This is a genomic window from Streptomyces sp. NPDC055400 (assembly GCF_053644375.1).
In genome coordinates this window covers 326,594-343,676 of sequence record NZ_JBSHLM010000007.1, presented here as the reverse complement: position 1 = coordinate 343,676, position 17,083 = coordinate 326,594, and the positions used below count along the sequence as shown (strand labels likewise).

General features: G+C 72.3%; 20 protein-coding genes. 15 read left to right on the top strand and 5 right to left on the bottom strand.

What is annotated here, in order from left to right; genetic code table 11:
* Positions 1–259: 259 nt before the first annotated feature.
* Genes ACWIGU_RS21000 through ACWIGU_RS20990 form a run of 3 tightly spaced genes read left to right on the top strand, consistent with a single transcriptional unit; the run spans position 260 to position 2,861 of the window.
* Positions 260–1,282, top strand: a complete 1,023-nt coding sequence (locus tag ACWIGU_RS21000; protein WP_454402944.1) for an ABC transporter ATP-binding protein — start codon at positions 260–262, stop codon at positions 1,280–1,282.
* Positions 1,283–1,342: 60 nt separating this feature from the next.
* Entirely contained in the window at positions 1,343–2,176 is an 834-nt protein-coding gene (locus ACWIGU_RS20995; protein ID WP_454402942.1) for an ABC transporter permease, read from the top strand.
* A gap of 34 nt (positions 2,177–2,210) precedes the next feature.
* Positions 2,211–2,861: an AAA family ATPase gene (locus ACWIGU_RS20990; RefSeq protein ID WP_454402940.1), complete on the top strand. Its 651-nt coding sequence runs from the start codon at positions 2,211–2,213 to the stop codon at positions 2,859–2,861.
* A 161-nt stretch (positions 2,862–3,022) separates the two neighbouring features.
* Here the strand turns inward: ACWIGU_RS20990 and ybaK are convergent, their stop codons facing one another.
* The 4 genes from ybaK to ACWIGU_RS20970 form a co-directional block, all read right to left on the bottom strand.
* Positions 3,023–3,523, bottom strand: a complete 501-nt coding sequence (gene ybaK / locus ACWIGU_RS20985) for a Cys-tRNA(Pro) deacylase (protein ID WP_100592244.1) — start codon at positions 3,521–3,523, stop codon at positions 3,023–3,025.
* Between the two features lie 41 nt (positions 3,524–3,564).
* Complete coding sequence (locus tag ACWIGU_RS20980) at positions 3,565–4,347, bottom strand: LON peptidase substrate-binding domain-containing protein (RefSeq protein WP_329574149.1); 783 nt, start codon at positions 4,345–4,347, stop codon at positions 3,565–3,567.
* Between the two features lie 11 nt (positions 4,348–4,358).
* On the bottom strand, positions 4,359–5,354 hold the full coding sequence (locus ACWIGU_RS20975) for a hypothetical protein (protein ID WP_454403104.1): 996 nt from the start codon (positions 5,352–5,354) through the stop codon (positions 4,359–4,361).
* A 142-nt stretch (positions 5,355–5,496) separates the two neighbouring features.
* Positions 5,497–7,011 carry an oxidoreductase gene (locus ACWIGU_RS20970; RefSeq protein ID WP_454403102.1) on the bottom strand — a complete coding sequence of 505 codons (1,515 nt, stop codon included), beginning with the start codon at positions 7,009–7,011 and terminating at the stop codon, positions 5,497–5,499.
* A 277-nt stretch (positions 7,012–7,288) separates the two neighbouring features.
* On the opposite strand from ACWIGU_RS20970, the gene hisD reads away from it, so the two are divergent.
* The 8 genes from hisD to hisF are packed head-to-tail and all read left to right on the top strand — an operon-like array spanning position 7,289 to position 13,043.
* Entirely contained in the window at positions 7,289–8,611 is a 1,323-nt protein-coding gene (gene hisD, locus ACWIGU_RS20965; RefSeq protein ID WP_454402938.1) for a histidinol dehydrogenase, read from the top strand.
* A complete protein-coding gene (locus ACWIGU_RS20960) occupies positions 8,608–9,723 on the top strand; it encodes a histidinol-phosphate transaminase (protein WP_356283349.1) in 1,116 nt (371 codons plus the stop codon). The genes hisD and ACWIGU_RS20960 overlap by 4 nt, the downstream gene beginning before the upstream one ends.
* Positions 9,720–10,313 carry an imidazoleglycerol-phosphate dehydratase HisB gene (gene hisB / locus ACWIGU_RS20955; RefSeq protein ID WP_100592249.1) on the top strand — a complete coding sequence of 198 codons (594 nt, stop codon included), beginning with the start codon at positions 9,720–9,722 and terminating at the stop codon, positions 10,311–10,313. The genes ACWIGU_RS20960 and hisB overlap by 4 nt, the downstream gene beginning before the upstream one ends.
* A 4-nt stretch (positions 10,314–10,317) precedes the next feature.
* Positions 10,318–10,482: a hypothetical protein gene (locus tag ACWIGU_RS20950; protein ID WP_356283346.1), complete on the top strand. Its 165-nt coding sequence runs from the start codon at positions 10,318–10,320 to the stop codon at positions 10,480–10,482.
* Between the two features lie 20 nt (positions 10,483–10,502).
* Positions 10,503–11,165: an imidazole glycerol phosphate synthase subunit HisH gene (gene hisH, locus ACWIGU_RS20945; protein ID WP_356283343.1), complete on the top strand. Its 663-nt coding sequence runs from the start codon at positions 10,503–10,505 to the stop codon at positions 11,163–11,165.
* Positions 11,165–11,893, top strand: a complete 729-nt coding sequence (priA, locus tag ACWIGU_RS20940; RefSeq protein WP_454402935.1) for a bifunctional 1-(5-phosphoribosyl)-5-((5-phosphoribosylamino)methylideneamino)imidazole-4-carboxamide isomerase/phosphoribosylanthranilate isomerase PriA — start codon at positions 11,165–11,167, stop codon at positions 11,891–11,893. The genes hisH and priA overlap by 1 nt, the downstream gene beginning before the upstream one ends.
* Positions 11,890–12,291, top strand: a complete 402-nt coding sequence (locus ACWIGU_RS20935; protein ID WP_454402933.1) for a RidA family protein — start codon at positions 11,890–11,892, stop codon at positions 12,289–12,291. Before priA ends, ACWIGU_RS20935 begins: the two co-directional genes overlap by 4 nt.
* On the top strand, positions 12,288–13,043 hold the full coding sequence (gene hisF / locus ACWIGU_RS20930; protein WP_454402931.1) for an imidazole glycerol phosphate synthase subunit HisF: 756 nt from the start codon (positions 12,288–12,290) through the stop codon (positions 13,041–13,043). Before ACWIGU_RS20935 ends, hisF begins: the two co-directional genes overlap by 4 nt.
* 154 nt (positions 13,044–13,197) lie before the next feature.
* Here hisF and ACWIGU_RS20925 read toward each other — a convergent pair whose 3' ends face one another.
* On the bottom strand, positions 13,198–13,833 hold the full coding sequence (locus ACWIGU_RS20925; protein ID WP_454402929.1) for a TIGR03085 family metal-binding protein: 636 nt from the start codon (positions 13,831–13,833) through the stop codon (positions 13,198–13,200).
* 139 nt (positions 13,834–13,972) lie between these two features.
* Between ACWIGU_RS20925 and hisI the strand changes: the two genes are divergently transcribed.
* The 4 genes from hisI (at position 13,973) to ACWIGU_RS20905 (ending at position 16,967) form a co-directional block, all read left to right on the top strand.
* Entirely contained in the window at positions 13,973–14,347 is a 375-nt protein-coding gene (hisI, locus tag ACWIGU_RS20920; RefSeq protein WP_100592257.1) for a phosphoribosyl-AMP cyclohydrolase, read from the top strand.
* 75 nt (positions 14,348–14,422) lie between these two features.
* Positions 14,423–15,904, top strand: coding sequence for an anthranilate synthase component I (locus ACWIGU_RS20915; protein WP_454402927.1), 1,482 nt, complete (start codon positions 14,423–14,425; stop codon positions 15,902–15,904).
* 22 nt (positions 15,905–15,926) lie between these two features.
* Entirely contained in the window at positions 15,927–16,583 is a 657-nt protein-coding gene (locus ACWIGU_RS20910) for a TIGR02234 family membrane protein (RefSeq protein ID WP_399970074.1), read from the top strand.
* A gap of 141 nt (positions 16,584–16,724) precedes the next feature.
* Entirely contained in the window at positions 16,725–16,967 is a 243-nt protein-coding gene (locus tag ACWIGU_RS20905; RefSeq protein WP_356283316.1) for an HGxxPAAW family protein, read from the top strand.
* Positions 16,968–17,083 lie beyond the last annotated feature (116 nt).

Below are 17,083 nucleotides of genomic sequence, written 5' to 3'. Positions count from 1 at the left end.
GGGCGGTCTTGCCTTGGGTGGTGTTCTTGGCGGGTGCGGGTGCGGGTGCGGGTGCGGGTGCGGGTGCGGGTGCGGGTGGCCCCATGTCGGGGTGATCCGGCTCGCGCCGGTGGGCCCCTTCCGTTGTGTCGCGGGTGCGGCTGCCTTCGTGCCGGGGGCGACCGATCTGTGTACGTGGGTGGGGAGGGCGTCCCGATTTCGGTGGCATGTCCCTACCCGGGCGTCGTCCGGAGGGTGCGACCCCGTAGTCTCGTCCTTCGTGAGTACGCGCACGGCACAGGCGGCCCCCAGAGGGCGACGGGGAGATGTGGTGTGCGTCGTGCGGGATCTCGTGCGTACGTATCCCGCCACCCGCGGGCGTCGCGGAGCGCCCGGGAGTGCCGCGGTCCGGGCCACCGACGGGGTGTCCCTCGAGATCCGGCGCGGGGAGATCTTCGGGCTGCTCGGGCCGAACGGCGCCGGTAAGTCCACCCTCGTGCGGCAGCTGACCGGGCTGATGCGGCCCGACAGCGGGAGCGTCGGGATCCTGGGGCACGACATCGTCCGGTATCCGGAGCGGGCCTCGCGGATGCTGGCCTACCTGGGGCAGGAGTCGAGCGCCCTGGACGAGCTGACCGTGTCGCTCGCCGCCGAGACGACGGGGCGGCTGCGGGGGCTCGATCTGCGTACGGCCCGCGCCGAGCGGGACGCCGTGGTCGAGGAGCTGGGGCTCGGGGCGATCGCGTCGCGGCCCCTGAAGAAGCTTTCCGGCGGGCAGCGGCGGCTTGCCTGCTTTGCTGCTGCCCTTGTGGGGGAGCGGCCGCTGCTGGTGCTGGATGAGCCGACCACGGGGATGGATCCCGTCGCCCGTCGGGCCGTCTGGGCCGCCGTCGACCGGCGGCGGGCCGAGAGCGGCGCCACGGTTGTGCTGGTCACCCACAACGTCATCGAGGCCGAGACCGTGCTCGATCGCGTCGCTGTTCTGGACCGTGGGCGCGTCATCGCCTGCGACACCCCGGCCGGACTGAAGGAGAAGGTCGCCGGCGAGGTGCGTGTCGAGCTCGTGTGGCGGGAGCGGGCGCCGCTCGATGTGCCTGCCGTCGCCGCGCTGCGGGCCTCTGCTGCCGAGTCCGGGCGCCGCTGGTCGCTGCGGCTCGGCCCCGACGAGGCGCGGGCCGCCGTCGCCGCCGTCACCGGCGGCCCCGCGTTCGCCGCCCTCGACGATTTCTCCCTGACCACGCCGAGCCTGGAAGATGTGTACCTGGCGCTCGGCGGCGAGGCCAAGGGGCTGGTGAAGTCTTGAACACGGCGGCCCCCATGGACGTAGTACCCGACGGAACAGTCACGACAGGAGTCGCGCACCGTGAGTGTCGTACCCGCTGAGATCCTTCAGGGCGGCGCCCGGGCGGGCGCGAGCGGGCTGAGCGCCGAGGTCGACGCCGTCGGCGAGCTCGCCCCGAGGGCCCGGCTCCTGCCGTCCCTCGCGGCCGTGTACCGCGCTCAGCTCTCGCGGGCGCGCGTCGCCAGGATCCCGCTGCTCTTCGTCGCCACCTTCCAGTCCGTCGGCATCATGATCCTGATGCGGGGCGTGGTGGACGGGGGCCGGGAGGCCCAGGCCGTTGTCGCCGGGTCCAGCGTGCTGGTGGTGGCGTTTGTGGCTCTTAATCTGCTCGCGCAGTATTTCGGGCAGTTGCGGGCCGCCGGCGGGCTCGACCACTACGCGACACTGCCCGTGCCGCCCGCCGCCGTGGTGCTGGGCGCCGCCGGTGCGTACGCCTCCTTCACCGCGCCGGGGACCGTGGTGACCGCCGTCGTCGGCTGTGTCATGTTCCAGCTCCCGCTCGCGCACCTGTGGGTGCTCGCCGCCGTCATCCCGCTCGCCGGTGCCGCGCTCGCAGGGCTCGGCGCCGCACTCGGGCTGCTCGCGCCGCGGCCCGAACTCGCCACGCTGCTCGGTCAGTTGGGCATGTCCGCGGCGCTCCTGCTCGGCGTCCTGCCGGCCGACCGCATGCCGGGGATCATCCAGTACGCGCGCGATCTGCTGCCGTCGACGTACGGCGTGGAGGCCTTCGCCCGTACCTTCGGGGCGCATCCGGACTGGGGCGTCGTGCTCCTCGATCTGGGTGTCTGCGCGGGCGTCGGCGTCGCCTCGCTGGCCCTCGCGACCTGGGCATACCGCCGGGCAGCCGTCCGGTGACGCGCGGTCCGCGCATGCCTGGCACGATGGCAGAGTGACCGCACCGCTGACGCCACGACCCCAGCAACCCCAGCACGACCCCTGGCAGGCCTCCGGGCCCGCGGGAGCTGTGCCGTCTCACGCTCACCAGCACCAGGAGGACGGGCCAGGGATGAGGACCGAGTTGCGGGAGGCCGCCGTCGTCACCGTCTCGCTGGCCGTGTGCGGGCTGCTCCTGGGCGCGCTGTGGATGTGGCTCGCGCCGCACGTGCCGCTCGTCGCGGACGCGCAGGCCGTCTACCTCAAGGACACCGAGGGCGAGCAGGCCGTCGGCGTCGACGGGACGTTCACCCTGCTCGGCGTCGCGTTCGGCGTGGTCAGCGCGGTCGCCGTTTTCCTGTGGCGCAAGCGCGGCGGCGTACCGCTCGTCATCGCCCTGGCCCTCGGCGGACTCCTCGGCGGGCTTCTCGCCTGGCGGTTCGGGATCTGGCTCGGCCCGACGCAGGACGTGGCGGCCCACGCCAAGGAGGTCGGCAAGGGCGTCACGTTCGACGCGCCGCTCGAACTCAATGCGAAGGGCGCGCTCCTCGCCTGGCCGCTCGCCGCGATGATCGTCCACCTCGGCCTGACCGGCCTGTTCGGGCCCCGCGATCCCGACCCGTACTTCGACACCCACTACCCGCAGGACACCCCTCCGGCTCCCTGAGGGCGGCTCTCAGGCGGGCCTGCGCCCGTGATTGGCCTTGTGCTTCCTGACCCGCCACTTCCGCTTGCGCGTCCTCTTCGACATGTCATCGGTATTTAGCCGAGGACATGTCGTGCGTCGAGAGGTGGCGGGGATTCCGGGTAGCCGGAGGCCTGGCGGCGTCAGGTGCGGCCGATGGGGGCCAGGACCGCGGACGTGAGCGTCGCCAGGTCCGTGGGGGCCAGCTCCACCTCCAGGCCGCGGCGGCCCGCCGAGACACAGATCGTGTCGTGCGCCCGCGCCGAGTCGTCCAGGACCGTACGCAGCTTCTTGCGCTGGCCCAGCGGGGAGATGCCGCCCCGCACGTAGCCCGTGGTGCGCTCCGCCGCCGCCGGGTCGGCCATCGCGGCCCGCTTGCCGCCGACCGCCGTGGCCAGGGCCTTCAGGTCGAGCTGGCCGGCCACGGGCACGACGGCGACGGTCAGCTCGCCGTCCACGTCGGCGACGAGCGTCTTGAACACCCGGTCGGGGGAGACGCCCATCGCCTCCGCCGCCTCGTCCCCGTACGAGGGATGGGCCGGGTCGTGCTCGTACGCGTGCGTCGTGAAGGGCGTGCCCGCGGCGGTGAGCGCCACGGTCGCGGGAGTTCCCCCGGACTGCTGCTTCTTGGACTTCTTCGCCAACGTCCTCATGCCTTACGTCACGTCAGTCGGGACCGGCCACGTCAGTTGAGGCTGGTCGCCTGCCGGGTCAGGTCGCCGGCCGGCAAGGACGGCAGATTACGGATGATCGCCGTCTCGGCGCGAAGGAGTTTCAGCTCGTCGCGCAGCCGCGACGCCGTGTCCGGGGCCTGGAGGAGGCGCTGCTTCGTCGGCACGTCGAGGACGGCCGCCGCGGCCACCAGGTACGACACGACGGACGGGTCGTCCGGCAGGTCGGCGCCCGTGGCCAGGGAGCGCTCACGGGCGCCCGCGAGCCGCTTCTGGTAGGAGCGGAAGGCGCGCAGCACCCCTTCGGCGAGGGCGCCCGCCTCGTCACCCGGCTCCTCGGGCAGCTCCTCGACCTCGGCCGTCAGATAGGCGCCCGACGCGTCGACCGAGTGCACCTTCACGCGGGTCGTGCCGGTGGCGAGCACCTCGAAGCTGCCGTCGGCGCGCTCGCGGATCGTCGCGGCGTCGGCGATGCAGCCCACGCCGTGCAGGGCCTTGATCGGGTCGTCTCCGAAGCCCGCGGCCGGGCCCGCCTCGGCCGCGGTCTTCGCCGCCTGATCCGGCATGCCAGGGGCGCTGGGCGCGACCTCGTGGCCGTCGCGGATCGCCACGACGGCGAACCGCCGCGGCTCGTCGGAGTCGGCGGGGTCGCCGGAAGCCTCGGAACCCCCGGAGGAGGTCTTCAGCAGGTCGCGCATCATGGCGCGATAGCGCTCCTCGAACACGTTCAGCGGAAGCACGAGTCCCGGGAACAGCACCGAGTTGAGCGGAAAGAGCGGAAGCCGGACGGTGGTCACGACGGTCAAGCCTAATGGGAGCCGGAGGCGAGAGGTCCGCGACCGGTGTCGCGGCCGCCGAGCGTGCGGTTCGCGGCGACCTCGATGCGTACGCCGTCACGCAGTTCCAGGAACTGTCCGAGCGGGTCGTCCGAGATCCGGTCCCAGGGGAACGACGTCGCGTACGGGCCGGTCAGGCGCAGCTGTTCCAGGGCGTCGGACCAGCGCTCCAGGCGGACCAGGACGTAGGTCAGGAGGTTGCGGACCTCGGCCGGCCAGGGGTCGTCGGCGGTGTACTCGCGGGACAGGGCGATCGCCAGATCGGCGGCCTCGTCCAGGCGCTCGCGGGGCACCTTCGCCGCAGGCCCCGGGCCCTCCTCGCTCGTCAGGTACGCGAACGCGGCCCGCACCGGGAGCGCCTGCACCAGGGATCCGGGCAGGGCGTCCTGCGCCGCGCGCTCGGCGAAGTCGAAGCACTCGCGGTGCGAGCCGTACCAGGCGGCCGACAGGTACTGGAGCGCCGACACATGGCAGCCGTAGTGGTGCGGGGAGCGGCGCACGGCCTCGGTCCAGAGCTTCTCGAAGACGGTGTGCGAGGCATTCGTGCCGCGCGCGTGGTCGAGGGCGACCCGCCAGGGCACCGGGTCGCCGGGGTCGCCCTCGGCGGCGGCGGTGATCAGCGGCGTCACCTCGCGCAGCAGCTCGGCGCGGGCGGGCGACTCCCAGCCGCGCGCGACTTCCAGCTCGGCCTTGACGAGGAGGGCGTCCGGGTCGTGGGGCGCCGCGAACCGCCAGTCGTCGAACCATTCGCCGCGCGATCTGGCGAAGGCGGCGAGCCGGGTGACGTAGCGGTCCCTGTTCTCCCACTCGCCGGCCTCGCGGGTGGCGGCGAGCAGCTTGGCGGCCGCCTCGTACTCGCCCCGGCCCGCGTCGACGAGCGCGGGCGCCAGGCGTTCGTCGGGGACGTCGAGGAGGACGTCGTCGTCGGCGGGCAGGCCGGCCGCGAGGCCCGAGGTGTGGCGGACCATCCGCGCGGTGCGGATGAGGGCGCGCAGCAGTGCCAAGGTGTGGACCCCGCTCCCCGTCGCTCTGTTGATGGTTGCGCTGGGATGACGGCTGAAATGCGCCCATGGTTGCCCGCGGTCCGGCAAAAAATGCGAGGGTGCCCGGTCAGTTTCTGCGGAGCAGCCGGGTGGCCCCCGCGGCGACCGTCGTGGCGAGGATCCAGCCGAGCAGGATCAGCGCGGTTGCGGCCCACTGCCAGCCGCCCCGCAGCTGCCAGTAGCCGTCCTGGCCCAGGTCGATGACGGGCAGGATGAGATCGAGCGAGAAGAGTGCCGGACTCCAGTTCGGCGACTCACCCGGTTTGATGGCCGGATGTGACGAGTGGGAGAAGGCCAGCGTGCTCGCCGCCCACAGCACGGCCATCCACACCGCGGCCCGCCCAGGGCGGTACCCGTAGGCGACCGTCCAGTCCTGGATGTATCCCCAGATCTTCGCGGCGGGCGGCAGCGTCTCGCGGCGGCGGCGCTGCTTGGCGAGCAGTACCTCGCGCGCGTCGGCGTCCTCGCCGCTGTTGCGCAGCACGGCCGCGAGCTTCTCGTACGGCTCCGGGCTGTACTCCGGAGTCGCGGCCGACAGCCATTCCAGGCGCCGCGACAGCGGGAACGGACCGGTGGGGATCAGGTTCTCGTACGTGAAGCCGCCCACGCGCAGACCGCCGGGGCCCGGCCAGCTCGCCGCCCTGTCGATGAGGTTGACGACCTTCGCGCCGGACAGGACGATCCGCCCGCGCTGCGGCCGCTCGCACAGGAAGCGCAGCTCGGGCGTCTGGATGCGGCGCAGCGACACCTCCTGGTCGTTCTCCAGATGGAAGCGCGCCTGGTCGAGGTCGACGGCGTCGCCGAACCGGCCGTCGTCGAGCCGGACCCCGCCCTGGCACTCGAAGCGCTGCACGCGGGTGCCCTGGGCCGGTGTCGTGCCGCTGGTCTGGAGCGGATTGCCGACACCGGCGGGGGTCAGATACAGGGACCGCTCGACCGTCAGCTGCGGCGCGTTGAGCGCGCGGCGCCCGTACGCGTTGGAGAGCCGGCTGCCGCGCAGGCTGAGCGACACGCCGATCTGCGCGCCGCGCAGGCTCACCTCGCCGTGCGTCTCCAGCATCTCGGCCTGGAGGTCCTGGCCGACGGACATGCCGTCCGCCATGATCGACTTGCCGCGCCGGTCGCGGTACACGACGGCCTGGTTGAGCAGCAGGTCCGTACCGATGTGCGCGTCGGTGAGGCGTACACCGCTGTGGAAGCGGCAGCGCGGCAGATGCAGATCGCCCTCCGTGTGGACGCGGGCGCCCTCCAGGCGGGGGATCGAGCAGTCGACCAGGCGCAGGGTGGTGAACCGCGCCTCGGGAAGCAGGATCTCCTTCTCGAAGCGGCACTGCTTCATCTCGACGTACGGCACGACCCCGCCGCCCGCGACGTCGAGCACGTCGGTGATCTGTACGCCCTTGAGCTTGAGCGACGCGACACGCCCCGACAGCGCGGGCGGCCCGTCGAGCAGCAGCCAGGCCACGATCCGCGCCCGCACGCTGCGGCCGGGCCCCCAGGCGTGTCCGCCGTGCGGGTCGTCCACGTCCGGGTCGCCCGAGCTCAGGTCGTAGACACTGCCGTTGCGGAAGGCCTGCCACATGCCGATCTCGGCGCCCGTGAGACCGTCCGGCGGTTCACCGGTGCCGGTACCGTCGACCACGACTCGTCTTCCTCCCCGTAGACCCCCGGATCCTCACGGAGCCCCGCACGTCCCGGTACGGCTCCGCTACTCGCGGGTTTAGTACAACTGTTCATGCCCGCTGAGTGACGGCCTGAACGCTACTGGTGAAGGTCATCCTCCGGTCTCCCGCGGTGATCCGTATCAGCCATTGATACGGACGTCGGGCGCTGATGTGACGTCTGCGAGAATTGAGCACGTGATCTCCCGAATCGATCTGCGCGGCGACGCCCTCCCCGAGGGCCCCGCACTGCGCGACCTGCTGCCCCGAGCCGACTTCGACGTCTCGGCCGCCCTCGAGAAGGTGCGTCCGATCTGCGAGGCCGTGCATCATCGTGGCGACGCGGCGCTGATCGACTACGCGGAGCAGTTCGACGGCGTGAAGCTGGAGTCCGTACGGGTTCCCGCCAAGGCCCTCCAGAACGCCCTGGAGCAGCTCGACCCCGCCGTGCGCGCCGCTCTGGAGGAGTCGATCCGCCGGGCCCGCATCGTCCACCGCGAGCAGCGCCGCACCACCCACACCACGCAGGTCGTCCCCGGCGGCTCGGTCACCGAGAAGTGGGTGCCCGTCGAGCGCGTCGGCCTGTACGCGCCGGGCGGCCGCTCCGTCTACCCGTCCTCCGTGATCATGAACGTGGTGCCCGCGCAGGAGGCCGGGGTCGAGTCGATCGCCCTCGCCTCCCCCGCCCAGGCCGAGTTCGACGGCCTCCCGCACCCGACGATCCTGGCCGCGTGCGCGCTGCTCGGCGTCGACGAGGTGTACGCCGCGGGCGGCGCCACGGCCGTCGCGATGTTCGCGTACGGCACCGAGTCCTGCCCCCCGGCGAACATGGTCACCGGCCCCGGCAACATCTGGGTCGCCGCGGCCAAGCGCTACGTCACCGGTCTCATCGGCATCGACGCCGAGGCGGGCCCGACCGAGATCGCGGTCCTCGCGGACTCCACCGCCGACCCGGCGCACGTCGCGTCGGACCTGATCAGCCAGGCCGAGCACGACCCGCTCGCCGCCGCCGTCCTCGTCACCGACTCGGCCGAGCTCGCGGACGCCGTCGAGAAGGAGCTGGAGCCGCAGGTCGCGGCCACCAAGCACATCGACGACCGGATCCTCCCGGCCCTGCGCGGCCGGCAGTCCGCGATCGTCCTGGTCGACGGGGTCGACGAGGGCCTGCGGGTCGTCGACGCGTACGGCGCCGAGCACCTGGAGATCCAGACCGCCGACGCCGCAGCCCTCGCCCAGCGCGTGAAGAACGCCGGTGCGATCTTCGTCGGCCCCTGGGCGCCGGTGTCCCTCGGCGACTACGCCGCGGGCTCCAACCACGTGCTGCCCACCGGCGGCTGCGCCTGCCACTCGTCCGGTCTGTCCGTCCAGTCCTTCCTGCGCGGCATCCACATCGTGGACTACACGCGCGACGCACTCGCCGACGTCGCCCACCACGTGGTCACGCTCGCCGAGGCGGAGGACCTGCCCGCGCACGGCGCGGCGATCAAGGCAAGGTTCGAATGGAAGGTTCCCGGCCAGTGACCGGCATCGACGATCTGCCCGTACGGGACGAGCTGCGCGGCAAGTCCCCGTACGGCGCCCCCCAGCTCGACGTACCCGTACGCCTGAACACGAACGAGAACCCGTACCCGCTGCCCGAGGCGCTCGTCGAGCGGATCGCGGAGCGGGTCCGCGAGAGCGCCCGCGACCTCAACCGCTACCCCGACCGGGACGCGGTCCAGCTGCGCACCGAGCTCGCCGCCTATCTCACGCGCACCGGCGGCCACCACGTCGGCATCGAGAACGTCTGGGCCGCCAACGGCTCGAACGAGGTCATCCAGCAGCTCCTGCAGACCTTCGGCGGCCCCGGCCGCAGCGCCATCGGCTTCGAGCCCTCGTACTCGATGCACGGCCTCATCGCGCGCGGCACCGGCACCGGTTGGATCTCCGGACCGCGCAGCGCGGACTTCACCATCGACGTGGAAGCGTCCGTGAAGGCCATCGCCGAGAACCGCCCGGACGTCGTCTTCATCACGACGCCCAACAACCCCACGGGCAGCGCGGTCCCGCCCGAGACGGTCCTCGCCCTGTACGAGGCCGCACAGGCGGCGAGGCCGTCCATGGTCGTCGTCGACGAGGCCTACATCGAGTTCAGCCACGGGAAGTCCCTTCTCCCGCTGCTCGAAGGCCGGCCGAACCTCGTCATCTCGCGCACCATGTCGAAGGCGTTCGGCGCGGCGGGCCTGCGCCTCGGCTACATGGCCGCCGCCCCCGCCGTGGTCGACGCCGTCCAGCTGGTGCGCCTGCCGTACCACCTGTCGGCCGTCACCCAGGCCACGGCGCTCGCCGCCCTAGAGCACACCGACACGCTCCTCGGTTACGTCGAGCAGCTCAAGGACGAGCGCGACCGCCTGGTGACCGAGCTGCGGGCGGCGGGTTACGAAGTGACCGACTCGGACGCCAACTTCGTGCAGTTCGGCCGGTTCGAAGGCGAAGGCGCCGCGCACGCGGTCTGGCAGCAGATCCTCGACCGGGGCGTCCTGGTCCGGGACAACGGCGTACCCGGGTGGCTGCGTGTCTCCACGGGCACCCCGGACGAGAACGACGCGTTCCTCGATGCGGTACGCGCAATCAAGAAGGAGCGGAACGCATGAGTCGCGTAGGCAGGGTGGAGCGGACCACCAAGGAGACCTCGGTCCTCGTCGAGATCGACCTCGACGGCACCGGCAAGGTCGAAGTCTCCACGGGCGTGGGCTTCTACGACCACATGCTCGACCAGCTCGGCCGCCACGGCCTTTTCGACCTCACGGTCAAGACCGAGGGCGACCTGCACATCGACACGCACCACACCATCGAGGACACCGCCCTCGCGCTCGGCGCCGCCTTCAAGCAGGCGCTCGGCGACAAGGTGGGCATCTACCGCTTCGGCAACTGCACCGTCCCGCTGGACGAGTCGCTCGCCCAGGTCACGGTCGACCTCTCCGGCCGCCCCTACCTGGTGCACACCGAGCCCGAGAACATGGCCCCCATGATCGGCTCGTACGACACGACGATGACCCGGCACATCCTGGAGTCGTTCGTCGCGCAGGCCCAGATCGCGCTGCACGTCCACGTCCCGTACGGGCGCAACGCGCACCACATCGTGGAGTGCCAGTTCAAGGCGCTGGCCCGCGCGCTGCGGTACGCGTCCGAGCGTGACCCGCGCGCCGCGGGCATCCTTCCGTCCACGAAGGGCGCCCTGTAAAGCCATGAACGGCCTCAACACCATCCTCATCCTCGTCGGTCTCTTCCTGATCGGCGGCGTCATCTCCTTCGTCAAGCAGGGCTTGCCCAAGGGCCTGATCGCGCTGCTCTCCATCGCCGCGGCCATGTGCCTGGTCTCCGGCGTCCTGCGGCTCGACTACTGGAACTGAGGGGCAGGGAGCAGCCAGTCATGACTTCAGCCAAGCCCGCCGGCACGGCCGGCAAGAAGGTCGTCGTCTTCGACTACGGGTTCGGCAACGTCCGCTCCGCCGAGCGGGCCCTGGCCCGCGCCGGCGCGGACGTCGAGATCACCCGCGACTTCGACACCGCACTCAACGCCGACGGCCTCCTCGTCCCCGGCGTCGGCGCCTTCGCCGCCTGCATGAAGGGCCTCAAGGAGGCGCGCGGCGACTGGATCATCGACCGCCGCCTCGCCGGCGGACGCCCCGTGATGGGCATCTGCGTCGGCATGCAGATCCTCTTCGCGCGCGGCATCGAGCACGGCGTCGAGGCCGAGGGCCTCGACGAGTGGCCCGGCACGGTCGAGCCCCTCAAGGCCGAGATCGTCCCGCACATGGGCTGGAACACGGTCCGCCCGCCCGAGGACACCGAGCTCTTCGCCGGTCTCGACAGCGAGGCCCGCTTCTACTTCGTGCACTCCTACGCCGTGCAGCAGTGGGACTTCGAGGTCGGCAACGTCCACATGCGCCCGCCCAAGGTCACCTGGGCCACGCACGGCGAGCCGTTCATCGCCGCCGTCGAGAACGGCGCACTGTGGGCGACACAGTTCCACCCCGAGAAGTCCGGCGACGCCGGCGCCCAGCTCCTCACGAATTGGATCGGAACCCTCTGATGTCCCGCACGCTCGAACTCCTCCCCGCCGTCGACGTCCGCGACGGTCAGGCCGTACGTCTCGTGCACGGCGAGTCCGGCTCGGAGACCTCCTACGGTTCCCCGCTCGAGGCCGCCCTCGCGTGGCAGCGATCCGGCGCCGAGTGGCTGCACCTCGTGGACCTGGACGCCGCGTTCGGGACCGGTGACAACCGCGCGCTGGTCGGCGAGGTCACCGGTGCCATGGACATCAAGGTCGAGCTGTCCGGCGGCATCCGCGACGACGCCACGCTCGCCGCCGCGCTCGCCACCGGCTGCACCCGCGTCAACCTCGGCACCGCAGCCCTGGAGACCCCCGAGTGGGTCGCCAAGGTCATCGCCGAGCACGGCGACAAGATCGCGGTGGGCCTGGACGTGCGCGGCACCACGCTGCGCGGCCGCGGCTGGACCCGCGACGGCGGCGACCTCTACGAGACGCTCGCGCGCCTCGACTCCGAGGGCTGCGCCCGCTACGTCGTCACCGACATCGCCAAGGACGGCACGCTGCAGGGCCCGAACCTGGAGCTCCTGAAGAACGTCTGCGCGGCCACCGACCGCCCGGTCGTCGCCTCCGGCGGCGTCTCGTCGCTCGACGACCTGCGCGCCATCTCCGAGCTCGTCCCGCTCGGCGTCGAGGGCGCGATCGTCGGCAAGGCGCTGTACGCGAAGGCCTTCACGCTGGAAGAGGCGCTCGCCGCGGTGGCCTCATGAGCGAGGGCGTACGCAAGGTCGGCTCGGACGGGCCGTGGGAGGAGGCCGTGGGCTACTCGCGCGCGGTCGAACTGCCCAACGGCCTTGTCCTGGTGTCCGGTTGCACGTCCGTGGTCAACGGCGTCATCGACGCGGGAACGCCGTACGAGCAGACGCTCAACGCGTTCCAGGCCGCGTTCGACGCCCTCAAGACGCTGGGACTCGGGAGCGAGCATGTGGTGCGCACCCGTATGTACATCACCCATGCGCGCGATGTGGACGACGTGGGCCGGGCCCACAAGGAGCTGTTCGACGCCGTCCGCCCCGCCGCATCCATGATCATCGTCTCCGGCTTCATCGACCCCAGCCTGGTCGTCGAGGTCGAGGTGGAGGCGTACCGAGGAGACACACCGTCATGACGCTGGCCGTACGGGTCATCCCCTGCCTGGACGTGGACAACGGACGGGTCGTCAAGGGCGTCAACTTCCAGAACCTGCGCGACGCGGGCGACCCCGTCGAGATGGCGAAGGTGTACGACGCCGAGGGCGCCGACGAGCTGACGTTCCTCGACATCACCGCGTCCTCCGGCAACCGCGAGACGACCTACGACGTGGTGCGCCGCACCGCCGAGCAGGTCTTCATCCCGCTCACCGTCGGCGGCGGCGTCCGCACGGCGGACGACGTGGACAAGCTGCTGCGGGCCGGCGCGGACAAGGTGGGCGTGAACACGGCCGCCATCGCCCGCCCCGAGCTGATCCGCGAGATCGCCGAGCGGTTCGGCCGCCAGGTGCTCGTCCTGTCCGTCGACGCGCGACGCACGCCGTCCGGCACGTTCGAGGTGACGACGCACGGCGGCCGCAAGTCCGCCGGGATCGACGCCGTCGAGTGGGCGCACGAGGCCGCCGAGCTCGGCGCGGGCGAGATCCTGCTCAACTCGATGGACGCCGACGGCACGAAGGACGGCTACGACATCGAGATGATCGCCGCCGTCCGCAAGCACGTCACCGTGCCGGTGATCGCGTCAGGCGGCGCGGGGCGCCTCGAACACTTTCCGCCGGCGATCGCCGCGGGCGCCGACGCGGTGCTCGCCGCGTCCGTCTTCCACTTCGGCGATCTGCGGATCGGCGAGGTCAAGGAGACACTGCGCGAGGCGGGCCGTCCCGTCCGCTGACGCGGGGGACCCCGCCGCCGTCGTGGGCGCGCCGCCGGGCGATCTCGGCGTCGCGCCCGGCGGCCCGCCGGGAAGCGGCGCCCCGGCGAGGCCCGCTCTCGCCCGGCGTCCACGGCCTGCGCCGCGCGCGCCGAAGTCCCGGCCTGGACGCGCGTCAGATGCCCAGCTGCTTCGCCTCGTGCAGCTTCCCGATCGCGTCCTTCTCGCCCTCCGTCTCCACCCGCGCCGCGTCCTGCCGGCCGAAGGCGAACATCAGCAGCTCGGCGGGCTCACCGGTCACCGTCACCACGGGCGTGCCCTTGTGCGCCACCGCCGTGCGGCCGTCCGGGCGGCGCAGGACCAGGCCGACCGGCGACTTGCGGCCGATCACACGGGCCATCCGCTCGAGGCGCGCCCACAGCACGTCCGCGAAGACCGGATCGAGCTCGCGCGGCGTCCAGTCCGGCTGCGCGCGACGCACGTCCTCCGTGTGGACGAAGAACTCGACCGCGTTCGACGCCTCGTCGATCTGCTTGAGGGAGAACGGCGAGAAGCGCGGCGGGCCCGTCCTGATGAGCTGGATCAGCTCGTCGTAGGGCTTCTCGGCGAACTCGGCCTGCACCCGCTCCAGACGCTGCGCCAGCTGCTTGATCAGGATCCCGCCCGCGGCGTCCGCGCGGCGCTCGCGCACCACGACATGGGCCGCGAGATCACGGGCGTTCCAGCCTTCGCACAGGGTCGGGGCGTCGGGGCCCGACGCCTCCAACAGGTCGGCGAGAAGAAGTCGTTCACGCTTTGCATGGGTCGACATAAGGCCAGCGTACGACCGCCCGACCGGTCCGCCCACCCGTCGCCCGACCGCCGCCCCTCGACGTGGCGCCCCGCGCCGCTGCTCTCAATCAGTGGACGGCCGCCCGAAGAGGCACACGCGGCGCGGCACAATGGTCCGTATGACCAGCACGCCCCCGCCCAGCAGCCTCGACCCCGCCGTCGCCGCCCGCCTCAAGCGCAGCGCCGACGGCCTGGTCCCCGCGATCGCCCAGCAGTACGACACCGGCGAGGTGCTCATGCTCGGCTGGATGGACGACGAGGCGCTGCACCGCACGCTGACGACCGGCCGCTGCACGTACTGGTCCCGCAGCCGCCAGGAGTACTGGGTCAAGGGCGACACCTCCGGCCACTTCCAGCACGTGAAGTCGGTCGCCCTCGACTGCGACGCGGACACCCTCCTGGTGAAGGTCGACCAGGTCGGCGCGGCCTGCCACACCGGTGACCGCACCTGCTTCGACGCGGGCGAGCTGACGGTGACCGGCACGGGCGCCTGAGAGCACTGCCGCTCCGCCCGTCCCACGCACCGGGCGGCGCACCGGACCCGCCCGGACACGCCCTAAGCTCTTCCTATGGATCTCGAGACCTTCCGCAAGCTCGCGACCGACCGCCGAGTGATCCCCGTCAGCCGCAAGCTCCTCGCGGACGGCGACACCCCCGTCGGTCTGTACCGCAAGCTGGCCGGTGAACGCCCCGGCACGTTCCTCCTGGAATCCGCGGAGAACGGCCGCTCGTGGTCCCGCTACTCCTTCGTCGGCGTCCGCTCCGCCGGCACCCTCACCACCCGCGACGGCCAGGCGCACTGGCTCGGCACCCCGCCCGTCGGCGTCCCCACCCACGGCGACCCGCTCGCCGCCCTGCGCGCCACCGTCGAGACCCTCCACACCCCCCGCTACGAGGGCCTGCCCCCGTTCACCGGCGGCATGGTCGGCTACCTCGGCTACGACATCGTGCGCCGCCTGGAGAAGATCGGCCCCGGCGAGCGCGACGACCTGAAGCTCCCCGAGCTGACGATGCTGCTCACCAGCGACCTCGCCGTACTCGACCACTGGGACGGCTCGGTCCTGCTGATCGCCAACGCGATCAACCACAACGACCTCGACACCGGTGTCGACGAGGCGTACGCGGACGCCGTGGCCCGCCTCGACGCGATGGAGGCCGACCTCTCCCGGCCCGTCGTCCAGGCCCCCGCCTCGCTCCCCCCGTCCGAACTCCCTCAGTTCACCGCTCTGTGGGGCGGCACGGACTACCAGGAGGCCGTCGAGGACATCAAGGAGCGCATCAGGGCGGGCGAGGCCTTCCAGGTCGTGCCCTCGCAGCGCTTCGAGACGCCGTGCACGGCCGGCGCACTCGACGTCTACCGGGTCCTGCGTGCCACCAACCCGTCGCCGTACATGTACCTCTTCCGCTTCGAGGGGTTCGACGTGGTCGGCTCGTCGCCGGAGGCCCTCGTCAAGGTCGAGGACGGGCGCGCCATGGTGCACCCCATCGCCGGGACCAGGCACCGCGGCGACACCCCGCAGGAGGACCAGGCGCTCGCCGACGAGCTCCTGGCCGACCCCAAGGAGCGCGCCGAGCACCTGATGCTCGTCGACCTCGGCCGCAACGACCTCGGCCGCGTCTGCGAGCCGGGCTCCGTCGAGGTCGTCGACTTCATGTCCGTCGAGCGGTACTCGCACGTCATGCACATCGTGTCGACCGTCACCGGCCGGGTCGCCCCGGGCACCACCGCCTTCGACGTCCTCACCGCCTGCTTCCCCGCGGGCACCCTCTCGGGCGCGCCCAAGCCGCGCGCGATGCAGATCATCGACGAGCTCGAACCCTCCCGGCGCGGTCTGTACGGCGGATGTGTCGGATATCTCGACTTCGCCGGGGACTCCGACACGGCCATCGCCATCCGCACCGCGCTCCTGCGCGACAACACCGCATATGTGCAGGCCGGAGCGGGTATCGTCGCCGACTCCGATCCCGTCGCCGAAGACACCGAGTGCCGCAACAAGGCGGCGGCGGTGCTGCGTGCCGTGCACACGGCCAACCGGATGCACGACGCCTGACGACGTGGGGGATAGTGGTGAGGTGACTTCCGCAGTGCCATCCCCCCGAACCGAAGCCGGGACCGCCTCCCCGGAGACGGCCGCCGCGCGCAACGGCCGCCGCAGCCTCGCCGCAGCGCTCCTGTTCGGCGCCCTCGGCGCGGCGGTGGCCCTGCTCTCCTCGCGGCAGGAGTGGGCCTCCGGGTCCGCGACCGTGCCCGGCGGCAGCTTCCCGCTCGCCGCCAAGGGCAGTGACGTCACGGGAGTGCCCGCGGCTCTCGCCATAGTGGGGCTCGCGGCCCTCGTCGCCGTCTTCGCGGTCCGCCGCGCCGGGCGCATGCTCGTCGCCGGGCTCCTCGCGCTCAGCGGCGCGGGCGCCGTCGTCGCCGCCGTCCTCGGCGCGACCGACAGCGCGGCCCTCGACGAGAAGGCCGCAGAGGTCTCCGGCAACACCGCCGCCACCATCGGCTCCCTCGGTCACACCGTCTGGCCGTACGTCGGTGCCGCGGGCGGCGCGCTCATCCTCCTGGCCGGTCTGCTCGCCCTGCGCTACGGCCGCTCCTGGCCGTCGATGGGCGGACGCTACGAGCGAGACGGCACCCCGCGGCCCCGCAAGGCGGCCCGACCCGTCGATCCCGAGCGCCCCGAGGAGCTGTGGAAGGCCCTCGACCGGGGCGAGGACCCCACACACGAGGCATAGCGGGGCCCCGGACCCCGAGTGCCGCCCATTCCCGCGAGTGCGGGACAATGGGCAAGAGCGTCAGGCTCACCACCCAGCGCGGTACCACGCGCGGGGTACGGGGCCGCGCATCAGCCACGCATTGAGCAACGAGGAGCAACCATGGCGGACAGCAGCCACGGACACACCCCGGCCGCCTGGACCGGTGTCATCATCGCCTTCATCGGTTTCTGCGTCGCGGGCGCCTTCATGGTGATGGGCGACCCCGTCGGCTTCTGGGCGGGCATGGCCCTGCTCGCCGTCGCCGCGGTCGTCGGCGGCGCCATGAGCGCCGCGGGTCTCGGCAAGCCGAAGCCGCAGTCGCTGCCGGCCGTCTCGCCCGAGGCCGTCGCCGCGGAGGCCTGAGCCTCGTCCACGTCGCGAGAGGCGGCCCCGCACCAGGTGCCGGGCCCCCACTCGCGTGGTGCCCGCCGCCCCCGGGCGGACCCCGCAGGCCCGGTGGACCAATCACGGGGGGACGC